The sequence below is a fragment of the Bradyrhizobium sp. MV1.5 genome (genome assembly GCF_055807615.1).
In genome coordinates this window covers 97,198-113,081 of record NZ_JBVVPL010000025.1, presented here as the reverse complement: position 1 = coordinate 113,081, position 15,884 = coordinate 97,198, and the positions used below count along the sequence as shown (strand labels likewise).

The window sequence follows — 15,884 nt, the reverse complement described above, 5'->3', positions numbered from 1 at the left end:
CCCGGGGGGCACTCCCCCCCCCCCCCGCCCACCGGGGGGGGGGGGGGGGGGGCCGGCCCCCCCTCCACGAGCTCAGCTGGCGGAGAGTCCCCCTCACCCGCATCGCTGTGCGATGCGACCTCTCCCCGCACGCGGGGAGAGGTGAAAGAGGAGGGCGCCTGCGACAACAACCGCAGCCACAGATACTGCGCGACGTTGGTGTCTTGATACTCGTCCACCAGGATGAATTTGAAACGCTGCTGGTACTGCCGCAGGATATCCGGGTGCTCACGGAAGATGCGGATGTCCTCGAGCAGCAGATCGCCGAAATCGGCGGCGTTGAGGATCTTCAGCCGCTCCTGGTAGCTCGCATAGAGCTTGCCGCCCTTGCCGTTGGCGAACACGGCGGCTTCGCCCGACGGCACCTGCGACGGCGTCAGGCCGCGGTTCTTCCAGCCGTCGATCAGGCCGGCCAGCATGCGCGCGGGCCAGCGCTTGTCGTCGATGTTGTCGGCTTGCAGCAGCTGCTTCAACAGCCGCACCTGATCGTCGACATCGAGCACGGTGAAGTTCGACTTGAGCTGCGCCAGCTCGGCGTGGGTGCGCAGGATGCGGCCGCCGATGGAGTGGAAGGTGCCGAGCCACGGCATGCCTTCCACGGCATGGCCGAGCATCTGGCCGAGCCGGTGCTTCATCTCGCGTGCGGCCTTGTTGGTGAAGGTCACCGACAGGATTTCGGATGGGCGGGCGCGGCCCTGGCTCAGGATATGGGCGATGCGCGTGGTCAGCACGCGGGTCTTGCCGGTGCCGGCGCCGGCCAGCACCAGAACCGGGCCGTCCAGCGTCTCCACCGCCTCGCGCTGTTCCGGATTGAGCCCGGACAGGTATTGCGGACCCACGGAGGCGCGCGCGCGCGCGGCGATGCCGCCGGCTGCGGGCTGGTGATCGGGGACGCCCTGGGACGTGATTTTGCTCGGCTCGGTCATGCGAATCATTTGCCCCACGTTGGCACCGCGGGGTGGTGAAAGGGGAGCCTTCTTAACAGGGATTGGTCCCTATATGGGGCCGCGGGCGGGGGTTTTCCACGTGCGCGGAAAGCCAATTTGTTCCTGAGGGTCAGGCGAATTTCCGGCCCCAGCGGCCCGGAACCATTGTTCCGAGTTGGCGATTGGTTCTGCAAGTGAGGCGCGTCAGCCGCGCCGATCGCAGACAGACATCGAAACAGAGGTTCGGATCATGCTTAGCTGGGTAGTGACGTTTCTGGTTATCGCCCTGATCGCCGGTATCCTTGGCTTTGGCGGCCTCGCCGGCGCGTCGATCGAAATCGCCAAGATCATCTTCTTCATCGCGGTCGTGTTGTTCCTGGTCTCGGCCGTTGTTGGTTTGGCCCGCGGCCGCACAAGGGTCTAGCAATGTGATCCTCATGGTGAGGAGCGCGGAACGCGCGTCTCGAACCATGAAGGCCCGGCTGTGGCCTTGCATCCTTCGAGACGCCCGCTTAGCAGGCTTTTCAGGATGAGGAGTCAGCGCCGTTACCGCTTCGAGGGCATCGCCACGGTGCGGCCGATGCCCTCGGGCCGCGGCACGGCACTGTGGGCCTTGACCGCCGCCGCAATGCGCTCACGGATGTCTGGTGGAAAGGCCGCCACCTTTCGTGAGCCCATGTCGATGTGCAGCGACATGTTTTCGGAGGTCGCCGACAACCAGCCTTCGGTCGCGTGTCGCAGCTCCTGGAATGTGTGCAGCCGCTTGTCGTCGGCTTCGAGCAGCCAGACCGACACCTGCACGGGATCGCCGAGGTGGATTTCGCGCAAATACCGCACGTGGCACTCGGCGGTGAAGGTCGAGCCGCCTCGCTCCTTCATGTAGCCCGGCCCGATCCCCAGCGTCAGCCACATCTGGTCGATCGCGCGGTCGAACATCACGTTGTAATAGGCCATGTTGAGATGGCCGTTGTAGTCGATCCATTGCGGCTCGATCTGCATGATCGAGGCGCGGAACGGTGCGCCCTCGATCGTCGTGGCAGCAGTCTCCGGCATGTGTCCTTCCCCAGCTATGCGTCCGGTCGCTTGACTTGACCGGTGAGATGTCCTTTGCCACGGTTCGTCTCGTCGGGAGGAACGTCCGTGGGTACGACCATCACCAATAATCCGCCGCGGCCGGCGCCGAAAGCCCTCGCGAGCGCGCTGGAGCAGCTTGCCGCGCGGTTCGGCAACCGCCTCATCACCTCGCAGGCCGTCCGCGAGCAGCACGGCCATACCACCACATGGATCGTGAACCAGCCGCCGGATGGCGTGGTGATGGCGCAGGAGACCGCCGACATCCAGGACGTGGTGCGGATCTGCGCGAAAAACGGCGTGCCCGTCATCGCCTTCGGCACCGGCACCTCGCTCGAGGGCCAGGTCAACGCACCCGCCGGCGGCATCTGCATCGACCTGCGTGACATGAACAAGGTGCTCGCGGTGCATGCCGAGGACCTCGACTGCGTGATCCAGCCCGGCGTCACCCGCAAGGCGCTCAACGAGCATCTGCGCGACCAGGGCCTGTTCTTCCCGATCGACCCCGGCGCGGATGCCTCCCTCGGCGGCATGGCCTCGACCCGTGCCTCCGGTACCAACGCGGTGCGCTACGGCACCATGCGCGACAGTGTGCTGGCGCTGAAAGTGGTCCGCGGCGACGGCGAGATCATCACGACTGGCACGCGTGCGAAGAAATCATCCGCCGGCTACGACCTGACGCATCTGTTCGTCGGCGCCGAGGGCACGCTCGGCATCATCTCGGAACTGACCATCCGCCTGCGCGGCATCCCCGATACGATCGCGGCCGGAGCGGTGTCGTTCGAGACCGTGCACGGGGCGTGTCAGGCCGTGATCCTGGCGATCCAGACCGGCATTCCCGTGGCGCGCATCGAGCTGCTCAACGCCGCGCAGGTGCGGGCCTGCAACGCCTATTCGAAGCTGACCCTTCCGGAAACGCCGCTGCTGCTGATGGAATTCCACGGCAGCGAGATCGAGGTCGCCGAACAGTCCAAGGCCTTCGGCGAGATCGCAAAGGACTGCGGCGGCGGCGATTTCTCCTGGACCACCAAGCCGGAGGATCGCACAAAACTGTGGCAGGCGCGGCACGACGCCTATTGGTCGGTAAAGGCGCTGCGGCCCGGTGACAGCATCGGCGTGGTCGCGACCGATGTCTGCGTGCCGATCTCGCGCCTTGCCGAATGCGTCGGCGAGACCGAGGAAGATCTCAAGCGTCTCAACCTGTTGTCGCCGATCGTCGGCCATGTCGGTGACGGCAATTTCCACTGCTCGCTGGTCTGCGACACCAACGATGCCGACGAGATGGCGCGCGGCGAGGAGTTCATGCATCGGCTGGTTGAGCGCGCGCAGGCGATGGACGGCACCTGCACCGGCGAGCACGGCATCGGCCAGGGCAAGCAGAAATACCTCAAGGCGGAGCTCGGCCCCGAGGCGATCGACGCGATGCGGGCGCTGAAAAAGGCGCTCGATCCGCAAAACATCTTCAATCCCGGCAAGATCGTGCCGGAGGCGTAGCGCGCGGCGCGGCCGCCGTTTATGCTCGCTCCCTCACCACGGAGCAGGCAATGCAGTGGTTCGCCCGCAAGACGCGCCGGGACATCTGGGACGAAGCGATCGAACGGCCGCTCGGCGACATCGAGGCCGCCGAGCGCATCCGTGCGATCTGTGACGCCGCGGCGGCGAGCGCGGCAAGCAGTGCGCGCAACGACAAGCGCGACAGCGAGCGCTACGAGCGCGCGGCGAAGGTCGCGATGGAAATCGCGATGAAGATCGCGGACGGACTGATGCGCGACGACGCAGTCCGTCGCATCGTCGATCTCTGCATGACAGCGAACGACCTCAAGACGGCGCAGATCCTGTTTCGCGCGATCCACGCCAGCTGGATCCGCGAAACGGTGCAGCGGGATCACCCGACATTGGCGCAGTGAAGGCGGCTTTCCCGATCTCCACTGCATCCAGACCCTCATGGTGAGGAGCGCGTCTTCGCGCGTCTCGAACCATGCAGGCCTGGATATCGCCCGCGGCCATCCTTCGAGATGCCCGCCTTTGCGGGCTCCTCAGGATGAGGATCGAGTGCGTAGCAGGACTATCTCACCAGCTTGCGCACGGCCTCGTCGACGCTGTGGAAGACGTGCTCCCGGGGCAGCGCCTCGAACAGTTTGAACCGCTCGAACGCGTCCTGCGCACGCACCGATTCCAGCCGGGCCAACGCGACCGTGACGCCCTGTTCGCTGCATGCCCTGAACACGTCAAGCAGGATCTGCGCGGCGGTGAAGTCGATCTCGACCATGCCGCTCGCCTCCAGCACCAGCAGCTGCGGGGGCGTCGTGCCGAGCACCTTGGTCACGTCGCTGCGAAAGCCGGGCGCGTTGAGGAAGGACAGCGGCGCCTGCAGCCCGATCACGGCAACGCCGGCGATGCGCTCGCCGGCGATGTGCGGATGCGCCGGCCACCAGATGGTGGTGCCCGGCACGCGCTCGAACTCGACCAGCCGCGCGCGCGTCGTGCTCCAGATGCCGTGCAGCAGCGACAGCATGATGCCGAGGAACGCACCCTGCTGGATCGGCAGCACGACGATCAGCGCGGCGGTGGCAGCGATCAGCAGGAATTCGCTCGGGGATTGGCGAAAGATCGTGACGATCTGCTTCACGCGGATGATGCGCAACGCGACGAACAGCAGGATGCCGCCGAGGGCTGCGTCCGGAACGTGCTGCAGCAATCCCGTTCCAAACGCGAGCAGCGCCAGCACGATCGCAGCGGCGGCGAGGCCCGCGAGCTGCGATTGTCCGCCGGTCTCGGCGACGATGCCCGTCCGCGGCGGGCTGGCATTGACCGGAAACGCGCCGAACAGGCCCGACAGTACGCTGCCGGCACCCGCACCGAGAAAGTCGCGATCGACATCGGCCGGCTTGTCGGGATCGGACGGGAACGAGCGCGTCGTCGCCGCAGTCTGCACCATCACCACGACCGTGATCACGAACGCGAGCGGCACGAGGCGGATCCATTGCTCCGGTGCAAGCTCGGGGAAGGTCGGCCGTGGCAGCGTTCCCGGCACGGCGCCTACGACATTGACGCCCTTGCTCTCGAGGCCGAGCACGATCGTGGCCAGGGTCGCGGCGACGAGCCCGATCAGCGCGCCCGGGATTTTTGCGCTGACCTTCTCGGCGACGAAGACGACGGCCAGCACACCGAGGCCGATGCACAGCGTGAAGGGATTGCTGCGGCCGAGCTCGCTTGCGAGCACACCGATGCGATCGAGCGTCGGCCCGTCCGGCGAGTCCAGACCCAGCACGCCCGGCAATTGCGACACGATGATGTGGACGGAGATGCCGGCGAGGAAGCCGACCATGACCGGCACGGACAAGAGATTGGCGATGCCGCCGAGGCGGAAGGCGCCGCCGGCCAGCATCATCGCACCGACCATCAGCGCCAGCGCGATCGCGAGCCCCTGATACTCAGGCGAGCCGGCGGCGGCCAGCGCCGCCAGTCCGCCGGCGAAGATCGGCGTGATCGTGGAATCGGCGCCGCAGGACAGGAAGCGGTTGCCGCCGAGCATCGCAAAGCCGAGCGACCCTGCCATGAAGGCGAAGAAGCCGATCTGCGGCGCGAAGCCGCCGAGCCGCGCCGTGGCCATCTGCTCGGGAATCGCGATCGCCGCGAGCGTCAGGCCGGCCATGAGGTCGCCAGGTAGCGAATAGGACGCAAGCGAGCGGAATAGCGGCCATGCGCTTCGGGCGCGGGAGTCGTGCGGCATCGTGCTGAAGTCCCCGGAAGACCTGCGTCGAACGTCGAACGATCAGACTACAGCATTTCCGGATCGGAAGGCGGCGGATGGCGGATATCCGCAACTCTCCCCTGTCTCGGACGCGCTGCAGCGCGTAGCGTTGCTGCGCAGAGCCGGGCCCCAGGATGTTGCACATTGCGCTGTCACGGGAGCCGCATCAACAGAAATGTCCGCAAGCCATGGGCTCGCGGACATCTCTCTCGACGTGGGCGAAAGTCTCAGTATCGGCCGCGGTCGTTGTGATAGTCGCCGCCGCGGCCGCCACCCATTCCCATGCCAATCCCGACACCGATGCCGATGCCTTGCATGATGGCCCCGGGCGGCGGGCCGCGATCCGGCGGCGGCGCGCGCTCGTAGATCACCTCATCAGGCGGCGGCCGGCGCTGCCTGGGCGGCGTGTCGACCACCTTGCGCTTCGGCGGCGTGTCGTCGACGCGCTTCTTGATCACGGGCGCGATTGTCGGGTTGACCGGCGAGGCCGGCGCTGTGGGTGTCGAGCAGGGGCAGGTCGGGGCCAGCGCGACGGCGATCGGGGCAGGAGTCGCAGCCGCGGCGACCGGCAAGACGTAGTTCCGGTTCTGCACGCGGAGCAGCAGCCTGCGTGCGGTCGCAGCCAGGTCGCTGTTGTCCCAGTTCGCCAGATACGCCTCGAACGAGGCGCGGGTGTTGATCGCGGTGGCGCGCTCCCACGCCAGCATCTGGCGCCGGCGTTCCATGATCGTGCGCAGCCGCGGCGTACGGGTATCCTGACCATACAACTCGATATAGGCCTGATACGCCGGCACGGTGTCGTCGGTGATCACCATCTCATAGGCGACCATGGCCGGCTTGCCCTGCAAATCCTTGCGCCAGTCCTCGAGGCTGCGCGTGCCGCCCGCAAGTGCCATGGAGGATGCGCCAGGAAGCGCAGTCTGAGCGCTGCTGTCGCCCCCGAAGAACTTGAAGTCGGTCGTCAGCGACGAGCTTTCCCAGGGGATCTGGCGTCCGTCGGTCGATTGCGCCACGGCGACGCGAATGCGCTTGAACACTTCCTCGATCGGCAGATTGGGCTGCTTGGCGACGGTCAGCGCCGCGGTGGTGTAGGGACTGTCGATGCCGGAGCCATCCTCGGCTTCGGAGCCCGGCGAGGTCGAATAGGAAATGAAGGAGCCCGGCGCGCCGGCCTTGGTGTCGACGATCGCAAGCCCGTGTCCGGCGCCGCTCAGCGCCGGGAACGGATTGTTGCGGCAGGCATCGAGCATGAAGATGCGGGCTCGTGTCGGCAGCGCGCCGAGCGTGTTAAGCAGGTCGTTGAGCCGCACACCCTGCAGCGGAATGTCGGCTTCGCGCTTGGGGTCGAGATCGACGGGAACGAGATAGTTCTCGCCGTCGATCTGGAGACCGTGGCCGGCATAGAACACCAGCGCGACAGTGTCGGCGCCGCTGGCGCTGACCTTGCCGGCGAAATCCGAGATCGCCTGACGCATATCGTTCTGCGCCAGATTGGATGCCGTGGTGACGGTGAAGCCGGCATTGCCGAGCAGTTCCGTCATGCCCTTGGCGTCGTTGGCCGCGTTGGGCAGTTCTGGCACGGTGCGATAGGCCGATTGACCGATCACGAGTGCGAGCCGCGCTTCGGCCGCGGCCTCCGTCGGAATCGTCAATTGCGTGAGCGCGAGAAGACCGGATGCTAGAAACAAATTGCGAAGAATTGGACGGCGCATGGTGTCACCTCCATCGGCAATGCGCGCGATAATGTCACCTTTTCTAGGTGGCCGCCATGCGTCCGTCTGTGCACTGGATCACGTTGAGCTGCGGCAAAAAGGGGCAGGGGGTCTGCCAGAGCTGGTGCGGCATCGTTCTGGAGCCATCCATGTGAATCGCGCATTGATCCATGCGCCAATTGGATTGATCGCCGATGTCGCGCGAAAGCATCCTCGCGCACAATCGGCCCGATGCAGGTCTGGGCGAGAATCCCGCAAAAACACGGTTGTTTCGCCGCGCGCTGAAGTCGTCGATGTTCGCGACATGCCGCTTTGCGACGACCGGCCGCAAGTCTTGCCTGCGCCGTCGCTTTGGCCATACAGTCCGCGCAACGGGCTGCGGCAACGTCCGCGGCGCGAAAAACAATAATCGGGGAGAGACCGCACCATGTCCATCGTGCCCGTGAACCGTCGCGCGTTCATCAAGTCGTCGACGGGACTTGCCGCCGGCCTCGTGTTTTCCCCCGCACTCATCGGCCGCGCCGAAGCCGCGACTTTGAAGCTGAAATGCTCCTCCTCGCTGCCGAACGATCCCAAATTCGCCAACGGCCGCGTCTATTACGACAATCTCGTGAAGAGCCTGAAGGCGAACGGCCTCGGTGAGCAGGTCGAGGTCGCGTTCTTTCCCGACAACCAGTTGGGTCAGGAAATCGATGTCATCAACTCGGTGAAGCTCGGCGTCATCGACCTCATGGTGTCGGGCTCGTCGATCTCGGCCAACCTGGTGCCGCTGGTCGGGACCTTCGATCTCGGCTTCCTGTTCTCGAGCTTCCCGCAGCAGACCAAAGCGTTCGATTCGGGCGCCGCCAAGCCGATCGAGGACGCGCTGCTCAAGGGCGGCAACATCCGCATCATCGCCTGGGCCTATAATTTCGGCTCGCGCAGCGTGCTGGCGCGGAAGCCGGTGAAGACGCCGGAAGATCTCGCCGGTCTCAAGATCCGCACGCTGCCAAATCCCGTCATCACGGAATGCCTGCGCCTGATGGGAGCCGCCGCGACGCCGCTGGCGTTCGGCGAAATCTACACGGCATTGCAGGCCGGCGTGCTGGACGGGCTGGAGCACGATCCGCCGACCATCCTGGCCAGCAAGTTCTTCGAAACGGCGAAATTCTATGCACTCACGCAGCACAATTTCTCGCCGCTCGCGATCTATTTCAGCGACGCGACCTACAACCGCATGGATCCGAAGCTACGCGACGGGTTTCTCGATGCCGCGAAGAAGGCCGCGGCCGACACGCGGACCCACGGGCTCGCCGTCGAGAAGGAGGCGCTGTCGGCTCTGACCGAAAAGGGCGTGACGGTGGCCGAATGCGACCGCGAGGCGTTCAAGAAGCGCGTCGCGCCGCAAATCGAGAACTTCATCAAGGCGCGGCCGGACTCCAAGGCCGTCATTGACATCATCCGCGCCACGCAGGCCTGACGTGGCAATGACAGCTGCCGTACCTCTCTCGGGCGGCCGCCACGGGAGCATCGCCCTGCTGCTTCGCGTCAGCGACGCGGTCGCGGCCGTTTTGCTGGCCGCGGATCTGGTCGTCGTCTGCGGTTCCGTGGTGCTGCGCTTCTGCTTCAACGCGCCGGTGGAGTGGTCCGATGACGTGGCGCGCGGCCTGATGGTCGGCTCGGCCTTCTTCGGCGCGGCGAGCGCGCTCGCGCGCGGCGAGAATGTCGGCGTCTCCTTCTTCCGCGACCTGGCGCCAGTCCGGCTGCGTGCGCTGGTCGATGCGGCCAGTGCATTGCTGGTGGTGCTGATTTCGGCCTATGTCGCCTACAATGCCATCAAGCTCGGCTCGCTGACGGCGGGGCAGACCACCGGGTCGGGCCTGCCGCTGGAGCTGACCTTCTACCCGATGGGCGCCGGCGCGCTGTTCATGACGGTGTTTGCGATCGACCAGCTCTGCGCCAGGCCGCTTCCCGATATCGTCAGAGGCCTCGTTGCGGTTGCCGTCGTGACCGGCCTCTATCTCGCCTGGGATTATCTGTCGCCCGCCACGGTGCCCTCGGCGGGCACGCTGATGCTGATCGGTTTCTTCGCGACGTTGGTCGGCGGGTTGCCGATCGGCTTTGCGCTGGCGCTGGCCGCGCTGATCTTCATCTGGGTCGAGGGCGCGCTGCCCGGCGTGATCTTCGCCCAGCAGATGGCGCGCGGCATCGACAATTTCGTGCTGCTCGCGATTCCCTTCTTCATTCTCGTCGGCTACCTCATGGAAGCCAACGGGATGTCGGTGCGGCTGATTGAGCTGTTGCAGCGCGGGGTCGGGCGCATGCGCGGCGGTTTGAACGTCGTGATGGTGGCGTCAATGGTGCTGTTCTCCGGCATCTCCGGTTCGAAGATGGCCGATGTCGCGGCGGTCGGCTCGGTGCTGATTCCGGCCGCGCGCCGCTCCAAGCAGAATCCGGGCGGCGCGGTGGCGCTGCTCGCGGCCTCCGCCGTGATGGCGGAGACCATTCCGCCCTGCATCAATTTGATCATCCTGGGCTTCGTCGCGAACCTGTCGATCGGCGGCCTGTTCGTCGCAGGGCTGTTGCCGGCGGCGCTGATGGCGCTGGCCTTGATCGCCGTCTCGATCATCTTCGGCAAGACTCCGGCTGAGACTGCGGCTGATGCCGAGGAGGTCGCGCCGCAGATGCCGGTGTCGGGGCTGTGGAGCGGCGCGATCGCCTCGTTCGGGCTGATCTTCATGATCTTCTTCGGCTTCAAGAGCGGCTTTGCCACCGCGACCGAGATATCCGCCTTCGCGGTGGCCTATGCGCTCGTCGTCGGCAGTGTCGTGTTCCGCGAACTCAGCTTTACATCGGCCGCGCACAGTTTTGTGCAGGGGGCGACGCGCGCGGGGCTCGTGCTGTTCATCGTTGCCGCGGCGCAATCGCTGGCGTTCACGCTGACCTTACAGCAAGTGCCGCATGCGGTCGGCGATTTCATGCTGGGATTGTCCAAGACCAGCGGCACCTGGCTGTTCATCCTGCTCGCGATCGGCGTGCTGATCGTGATGGGCTCGGTGCTGGAGGGCGCGGCCGCGCTGATCATCTTCGGGCCGTTGCTGCTGCCGGTGGCCGTGCAGCTCGGCATTGATCCCCTGCATTTCGGCGTGGTGCTCGTGATTGCGATGGGCATCGGCCTGTTCGCGCCGCCGCTTGGGCTCGGGCTTTACGGCGCCTGCCTGATCGGCAACGTGCCGATCGAGCAGACTGTGAAACCGATCATGGGCTATCTCGGCCTGTTGTTCCTTTGCCTGCTCGTGATCGCGTTCGTGCCATGGCTCAGCACGGCATTGCCGCGCGCGTTCGGCTACTGAGGGAGTGTTGCCGTGAAAGTCCTGCTGGCCCACACGCCGGAGATGCGCCGCAATTACTACGGTGATCGCAGCCTGAACGGTTTGCGCGCGGCCGCCGAGGTGATCCTGCACGAGAGCGAAGAGACGCTGGTCTCAGCCAGCCTCGTGCGCGCTGCGCAAGATGTCGACATCATCGTGGCCGACCGCATGACCGAGGGACGCGGCGAGATCTTTGCGCAACTGCCGCGTCTGCGCGCCTTCGTGCGCTGCGCCGTCGACATCCGCAATGTCGATGTCGAGGCGGCCTCGAACGCCGGCGTGCTCGTGACCCGCGCCGGGCCCGGCTTCGTGCAGGCGGTCGCCGAGCTCGCGCTCGGCTTCATGGTCGATCTTTCCCGCGGCGTGTCCCGGGCGACGGCCGACTACCACGCCGGCCGCAAGCCGGAAGCGCGGATGGGCCGTCAGCTCGCCGGCAGCAAGATCGGCATCATCGGCTATGGCAGCATCGGGCGTTACCTCGCCGACATCGCCAAGGTGATGCGCATGGAGGTGCTGGTCGCAGATCCGTTTGCGACCGTGAGCGACAGCGCCGTCCGCCAGGTCAGCCTCGACGAGCTCCTCGCCGCGTCCGACTATGTCGTCTGCCTTGCCATCGCCAACGAGCAGACCGAAAATCTGATCGGCGAGTCGGCGCTGGCGCGGATGCAGAAGCATGCGGCCTTCATCAATCTCTCGCGCGGCAACCTCGTCGATGAAGCGGCGCTGGCGAAGGCGTTGCTCGAGAATCGTATCGCGGGTGCCGCGATGGATGTCGGCCGCGCGCCCGACCAGATGCCAAGTCCTGAGCTCGCGAAGCTTCCCAACGTCATCGCCACGCCCCATGTCGGCGGACTGACGCCGCAGGCGATCGAATATCAGTCGCTGGAAACCGTGCGCCAGGTCGAAGCGATCGTCAAAGGCGAGATCCCGCAAGGCGCCGTCAACGCCGAGCGCTGGACGCGCCGGCCGTGATCCGGCTCTACAGCCGGTCCACCGCTTTGAACGTCCCGTCCTTCTGGATCACCGTCAAAAACACTTTTGGTGGCGCGTCGAGCATGCGCATGCCGACCGTGATGGTGCTGCCGCTGATGTCGAAGCGGCCGACATCGTTGATGGCGCGAAGCAGGCCCGCGCGCGTCGGTTGCGGTCCGGCTTGTTCCAGCGCCGCGGCCCCGAGACGGCCGGCGATATAGCCTTCGAGCGACACGAAATTCGGCGTCAGCGCCGGGTCGAACGCCGTCTGCGCCGCCTGGTAGTCGGCGACCAGCTTGAGCGAGCGGTCCCAGGGAAACGGCACGACCTGAGAGACGACGACGCCTTCGCCCTCGGGGCCGAGCTCCCGGGCGAGCGCCACGGCCCCGACGAAGGAGATGTTGACGAAGGTCGGACGAGCGCCGCTGCGGTGCGCGAGCTTGATGAACTCCGCGCAGGGACCGTAGGTTCCGACCATGACGATTGCCTCAGGTTCGACGCGCTTGATCGTGCGCCAGGCCGAAGCGACCGCGCGGGTGTTGCGCTCGAAGGTGCCTTCGGCGGCGAGCTCGAGGCCGCGTTTGGCAAGCGCGCGCTTCACGCCGGAAAGACCGTCGCGCCCGAAGGAATCGTCCTGGTAGAAAATGGCGATGCGGGTGAAATGGCGATCCTCCGTGAGGTGCTTGACCCATGCCTCGGCCTCGGCGCCATAGCTCGCACGGATGTTGACCACGTTCGCAAGCTCGAGGTCGCGCAAGAATTCAGCGCCGCTGAACGGACCGATGAAGGGCACGTTCCTCGCGCTGGTGATCGGTATGGTCGCCACCGCGGTCGGCGTGCCCACCGCGCCGATCAACGCGAACACCTTGTCCTCCTCGATCAGCCGCAGCGTCTGCGCCGCCGAGCGGTCCGGATCGTAGCCGTCGTCGCGGCTGATGAGCTGGAGCTTGCGGCCGTGGACGCCGCCCTTGGCGTTGATCTCGGTGAAGGCTGCGACGATGCCCTGCCGCATCCGCTGCCCGAGTGCGGAGGAGGGACCTTCGAGCGCTGCGGCCTGGCCGAACAGGATCGCATCCTCGCTGACGCCGATCTCGTCGGCTTTCGCCGGGAGCATGGTTGCTGCCAGGAGGACGACCGTCATGACGAGGCATGTCGCAGATCGAGATCGATACATCAGGAAAAGTCTTGCCGGGTGCGGGGAGTGGTTTCGGGAAAGCTATCTCCGCAGGATGAATCGGCGATGTATCGGCTGCTCCGTACTACTCCGGGGAAAACCGGCAACTTATTGCGACAAAGTCCGCATCATCCTGCATTTCATTAACTAAGGCGGGTCATGCGGAACAGCCGTGTTCTGAAATTGTGCAGTTCTTAACCGCGGTCCTGTTCCGATAGTGGCTCCGGCGGCTCAACCAGAGGTTCGGTCGATCGGGAAGAGGGGACGGCGGTTTCTGGAATGGGCGGTCGGGATCAGAACGATCAGGATCGGAGGCGTATGACCGGATGGTGGCGTGGCGCGCCGCTGCTCGGGCTCTATCGTCCTGCGCTCGTTGCGGTCGGAATCGGTATTCTGTTTTCGGTGTTGGCTGCGGCCGCCGTGGCGCGATGGGAAGGCCGCGTCAACAAGATCGAGTTCGAGAACGCGGCCGAGACTCAAGTGATCGTCATGCAGAACGGCATGGGCGAGTACATCTCCAGGCTCGTCGCGCTGCGCACGCTGTTCGAATCGACCAACCAGGAGATCACCCGCAGCGAATTCGAGACCTTCAGCGCCCGCCTGTTCGAGCGCCATCCCGGCATGCTGCGCATCTCCTGGGTCCCGCGCGTGAACCGCAAGGAGCGCGCCGAATACGAGGCCGCGGCAATCACGGACGGCGTGTCCGGCTATCGCATCAAGTCGCTCCAGGGCGATGCGTTCGCGACCGCGCCGCAGAGCGACGAATATTTTCCGGTGCTCTACTCGACCCAGCCGAAGACGTCTCCGGTCTACGGCATGGACTACGCGACCGTTCCGGAGCGCCGCGCGGTCCTCGAGCGCGCGCGCGACACCGACCGCGTCTCGGCCATTCGCACCCGCCTCTACGAGCCGAAGGCGGGCGGCCGGTTGCCCGACGTACTCGTCGCCATTCCCGTCTACGCCAAGGGAACGTCGCGCGACACGGTCGTGGACCGGCGCCGCAATCTCGCCGGCTTCGTCGTCGGCGTCTTCGACCTGCCGCTGCTGATTCAGTCCATTCGCGTGACGACCGGGGCAAGCCCCGCGGTCAGCGTGAACGTCTATCCGCCGTTTACGGGGCAGATCGTCGGCCTGGAGGACATGCTGCCGGATTATTCGTCGGCCCCAACGGCGCCGCAGTCGATGCGGGACGTCGCGCGCGCCCTGCACTGGTCGGGCAATCTCAAGATCGGCGACATGGATTGGCAGGTGCGGGCGGTTCCGGCTGCCGGCGGTCCGCTGGAGACGACCTACGATCGCGCGGGCGCGGTGCTGATCGTCGGCATGCTGCTGACGCTGTCGCTTTCGACCTATCTCGTGCTCGCAAGCCGCAATTCGCAGCGGCTGTCGCTGGCGAACCGGCGGGTGCTCGAACTCGCCCAGACCGACATCCTGACCGGATTGCCGAACCGCGCCTTCTTCCTTGCCCGGCTCGACGAGCTCAATGGCCGTTTGAAGGACGGCGGTCCGACCTTCTCGATCCTGATGCTCGACCTCGACCGCTTCAAGAACGTCAACGACTCGCTCGGTCACGGTGCCGGCGATGTGCTGCTGCGTCAGGTCGCACAGCGGCTGAAATCGGCGCTGCGCCCCAGCGACGTGCTGGCCCGGCTCGGCGGCGACGAATTCGCCGTCATCCAGGAAGCTTGCGAGGATCAGCGCGTCTGCTCAACCGAGCTGGCGGGGCGGATCGCCAAGCTCGTGGCCGAGCCGTTCCTTCTTCCCGGACACCGCGTCGAGATCGGCACCAGCATTGGCATTGCGATCGCGCCCGATCACGGCAGCGATCAGGAGCAGCTGCTGAAGAAGGCCGACCTTGCGCTCTACCGCTCGAAATCGTCGGGCCGCAACTGCTTCACCATCTACGACAAGGCGATGTCGGCCGAGCTCGAGGCGCGCAGCACGCTGGAAGGCGATCTGCGCGACGCCATCGCGCGGTGCCAGCTCGAGGTGCACTACCAGCCGTTCGTCGACGCCCTCAGCGGCGCGCGGCGCGGCTTCGAGGCGTTGGTGCGCTGGCGGCATCCGACGCGCGGCTTGATTGCGCCGGACCAGTTCATCCCGCTTGCGGAGGAGACCGGGCTGATCGTGCCGCTCGGCGAGTTCGTGTTGCGGCGCGCCTGCGCGGACGCGGCCGGCTGGCCGTCCGACCTCGCGGTCGCCGTCAACCTGTCGCCGATCCAGTTCAAGGAGGCCGAGCTGTTCGAGATGATCAGCGCGGCGCTCGCGGATTCCGGGTTGCCGCCGCAGCGGCTGGAGATCGAGATCACGGAATCCGTGCTGCTGGAACGTGGCGTCGAGAACCACGCCTTCATGGAGCGGCTGAAGAGCATCGGCATCGCGCTCGCGCTGGACGATTTCGGCACCGGCTATTCGTCGCTCAGCTATCTGACCGCGTTCCCGTTCGACAAGATCAAGATCGACAAATCGTTCATCCGCAACCTCACGCATCAGCCGCGCAGCTCCGCCATCATCTCCTCGATCGTGACGCTGGCGCGCGGGCTGGACATGTCGGTCACCGCCGAAGGCGTCGAGACCCGCGAGGAGTACGAGCGGCTGAAGGCGCTCGGCGTCAATTTCGCGCAAGGCTATCTGTTCGGCCGCCCGCACCCCATCGAACGCATTTTATTCGACGCGCCGGTCAAACCGTCCCAGCGCGACGCCGCCTGAGCGCGCGCCTCGTCCTTCGAGACGGCCGCTCCGCGGTCTCCTCAGGATGAGGCTAGGTGGCATCGGCGCCTGTTGAACTGCTGCCGTACACTCCGTCCTCATCCTGAGGAGCCCGCCTAAAGCGGGCGTCTCGAAGGATGGCCGCGGGGAAACCGCTCTCGAATGCGATCGCGCTCT

At 65.9% G+C, this 15,884-nt stretch carries 13 protein-coding genes; 7 read left to right on the top strand and 6 right to left on the bottom strand.

Annotated features, from left to right (window positions below; translation table 11 throughout):
- Positions 1-965 (bottom strand): ATP-dependent helicase (locus tag AC0L2J_RS22750; protein WP_473394568.1); only part of this gene is annotated, 965 nt, incomplete at its 3' end.
- 250 nt (positions 966-1,215) lie between these two features.
- On the opposite strand from AC0L2J_RS22750, the gene AC0L2J_RS22745 reads away from it, so the two are divergent.
- Positions 1,216-1,389: a DUF1328 domain-containing protein gene (locus AC0L2J_RS22745; protein WP_007613448.1), complete on the top strand. Its 174-nt coding sequence runs from the start codon at positions 1,216-1,218 to the stop codon at positions 1,387-1,389.
- Positions 1,390-1,511: 122 nt separating this feature from the next.
- Here AC0L2J_RS22745 and AC0L2J_RS22740 read toward each other — a convergent pair whose 3' ends face one another.
- A complete protein-coding gene (locus tag AC0L2J_RS22740) occupies positions 1,512-2,018 on the bottom strand; it encodes a thioesterase family protein (RefSeq protein WP_473394563.1) in 507 nt (168 codons plus the stop codon).
- 87 nt (positions 2,019-2,105) lie between these two features.
- On the opposite strand from AC0L2J_RS22740, the gene AC0L2J_RS22735 reads away from it, so the two are divergent.
- Positions 2,106-3,530 carry an FAD-binding oxidoreductase gene (locus AC0L2J_RS22735; RefSeq protein ID WP_247358743.1) on the top strand — a complete coding sequence of 475 codons (1,425 nt, stop codon included), beginning with the start codon at positions 2,106-2,108 and terminating at the stop codon, positions 3,528-3,530.
- A 50-nt stretch (positions 3,531-3,580) separates the two neighbouring features.
- Complete coding sequence (locus AC0L2J_RS22730) at positions 3,581-3,943, top strand: hypothetical protein (protein ID WP_473394557.1); 363 nt, start codon at positions 3,581-3,583, stop codon at positions 3,941-3,943.
- Between the two features lie 158 nt (positions 3,944-4,101).
- On the opposite strand, the gene AC0L2J_RS22725 is transcribed toward AC0L2J_RS22730, so the two are convergent.
- The 3 genes from AC0L2J_RS22725 to AC0L2J_RS22715 form a co-directional block, all read right to left on the bottom strand.
- Complete coding sequence (locus AC0L2J_RS22725) at positions 4,102-5,769, bottom strand: SulP family inorganic anion transporter (RefSeq protein ID WP_473394554.1); 1,668 nt, start codon at positions 5,767-5,769, stop codon at positions 4,102-4,104.
- A 248-nt stretch (positions 5,770-6,017) separates the two neighbouring features.
- Entirely contained in the window at positions 6,018-7,502 is a 1,485-nt protein-coding gene (locus AC0L2J_RS22720) for a caspase family protein (RefSeq protein ID WP_473394550.1), read from the bottom strand.
- A gap of 43 nt (positions 7,503-7,545) precedes the next feature.
- Complete coding sequence (locus AC0L2J_RS22715; protein ID WP_473394547.1) at positions 7,546-7,833, bottom strand: hypothetical protein; 288 nt, start codon at positions 7,831-7,833, stop codon at positions 7,546-7,548.
- Positions 7,834-7,929: 96 nt separating this feature from the next.
- On the opposite strand from AC0L2J_RS22715, the gene AC0L2J_RS22710 reads away from it, so the two are divergent.
- From AC0L2J_RS22710 to AC0L2J_RS22700, 3 genes are read left to right on the top strand one after another with little or no spacing between them, the layout of a single operon-like run.
- Complete coding sequence (locus AC0L2J_RS22710) at positions 7,930-8,961, top strand: TRAP transporter substrate-binding protein (protein ID WP_473394546.1); 1,032 nt, start codon at positions 7,930-7,932, stop codon at positions 8,959-8,961.
- Between the two features lie 7 nt (positions 8,962-8,968).
- On the top strand, positions 8,969-10,834 hold the full coding sequence (locus tag AC0L2J_RS22705) for a TRAP transporter large permease (RefSeq protein WP_063995268.1): 1,866 nt from the start codon (positions 8,969-8,971) through the stop codon (positions 10,832-10,834).
- Between the two features lie 12 nt (positions 10,835-10,846).
- Positions 10,847-11,824, top strand: a complete 978-nt coding sequence (locus AC0L2J_RS22700; protein WP_473394542.1) for a hydroxyacid dehydrogenase — start codon at positions 10,847-10,849, stop codon at positions 11,822-11,824.
- Between the two features lie 7 nt (positions 11,825-11,831).
- On the opposite strand, the gene AC0L2J_RS22695 is transcribed toward AC0L2J_RS22700, so the two are convergent.
- Entirely contained in the window at positions 11,832-12,998 is a 1,167-nt protein-coding gene (locus tag AC0L2J_RS22695) for an ABC transporter substrate-binding protein (RefSeq protein ID WP_473394540.1), read from the bottom strand.
- A 318-nt stretch (positions 12,999-13,316) separates the two neighbouring features.
- On the opposite strand from AC0L2J_RS22695, the gene AC0L2J_RS22690 reads away from it, so the two are divergent.
- Positions 13,317-15,707: a bifunctional diguanylate cyclase/phosphodiesterase gene (locus AC0L2J_RS22690; protein WP_473394537.1), complete on the top strand. Its 2,391-nt coding sequence runs from the start codon at positions 13,317-13,319 to the stop codon at positions 15,705-15,707.
- Positions 15,708-15,884: the final 177 nt, after the last annotated feature.

Bases quoted from the DNA above. Each gene is read 5' to 3' on its own strand.
- AC0L2J_RS22695 (WP_473394540.1), bottom strand. From the start codon at position 12,998: ATGTATCGATCTCGATCTGCGACATGCCTCGTCATGACGGTCGTCCTC.
- AC0L2J_RS22730 (WP_473394557.1), top strand. From the start codon at position 3,581: ATGCAGTGGTTCGCCCGCAAGACGCGCCGGGACATCTGGGACGAAGCG.
- AC0L2J_RS22740 (WP_473394563.1), bottom strand. From the start codon at position 2,018: ATGCCGGAGACTGCTGCCACGACGATCGAGGGCGCACCGTTCCGCGCC.
- AC0L2J_RS22745 (WP_007613448.1), top strand. From the start codon at position 1,216: ATGCTTAGCTGGGTAGTGACGTTTCTGGTTATCGCCCTGATCGCCGGT.
- AC0L2J_RS22710 (WP_473394546.1), top strand. From the start codon at position 7,930: ATGTCCATCGTGCCCGTGAACCGTCGCGCGTTCATCAAGTCGTCGACG.
- AC0L2J_RS22705 (WP_063995268.1), top strand. From the start codon at position 8,969: ATGACAGCTGCCGTACCTCTCTCGGGCGGCCGCCACGGGAGCATCGCC.
- AC0L2J_RS22720 (WP_473394550.1), bottom strand. From the start codon at position 7,502: ATGCGCCGTCCAATTCTTCGCAATTTGTTTCTAGCATCCGGTCTTCTC.
- AC0L2J_RS22690 (WP_473394537.1), top strand. From the start codon at position 13,317: ATGACCGGATGGTGGCGTGGCGCGCCGCTGCTCGGGCTCTATCGTCCT.
- AC0L2J_RS22725 (WP_473394554.1), bottom strand. From the start codon at position 5,769: ATGCCGCACGACTCCCGCGCCCGAAGCGCATGGCCGCTATTCCGCTCG.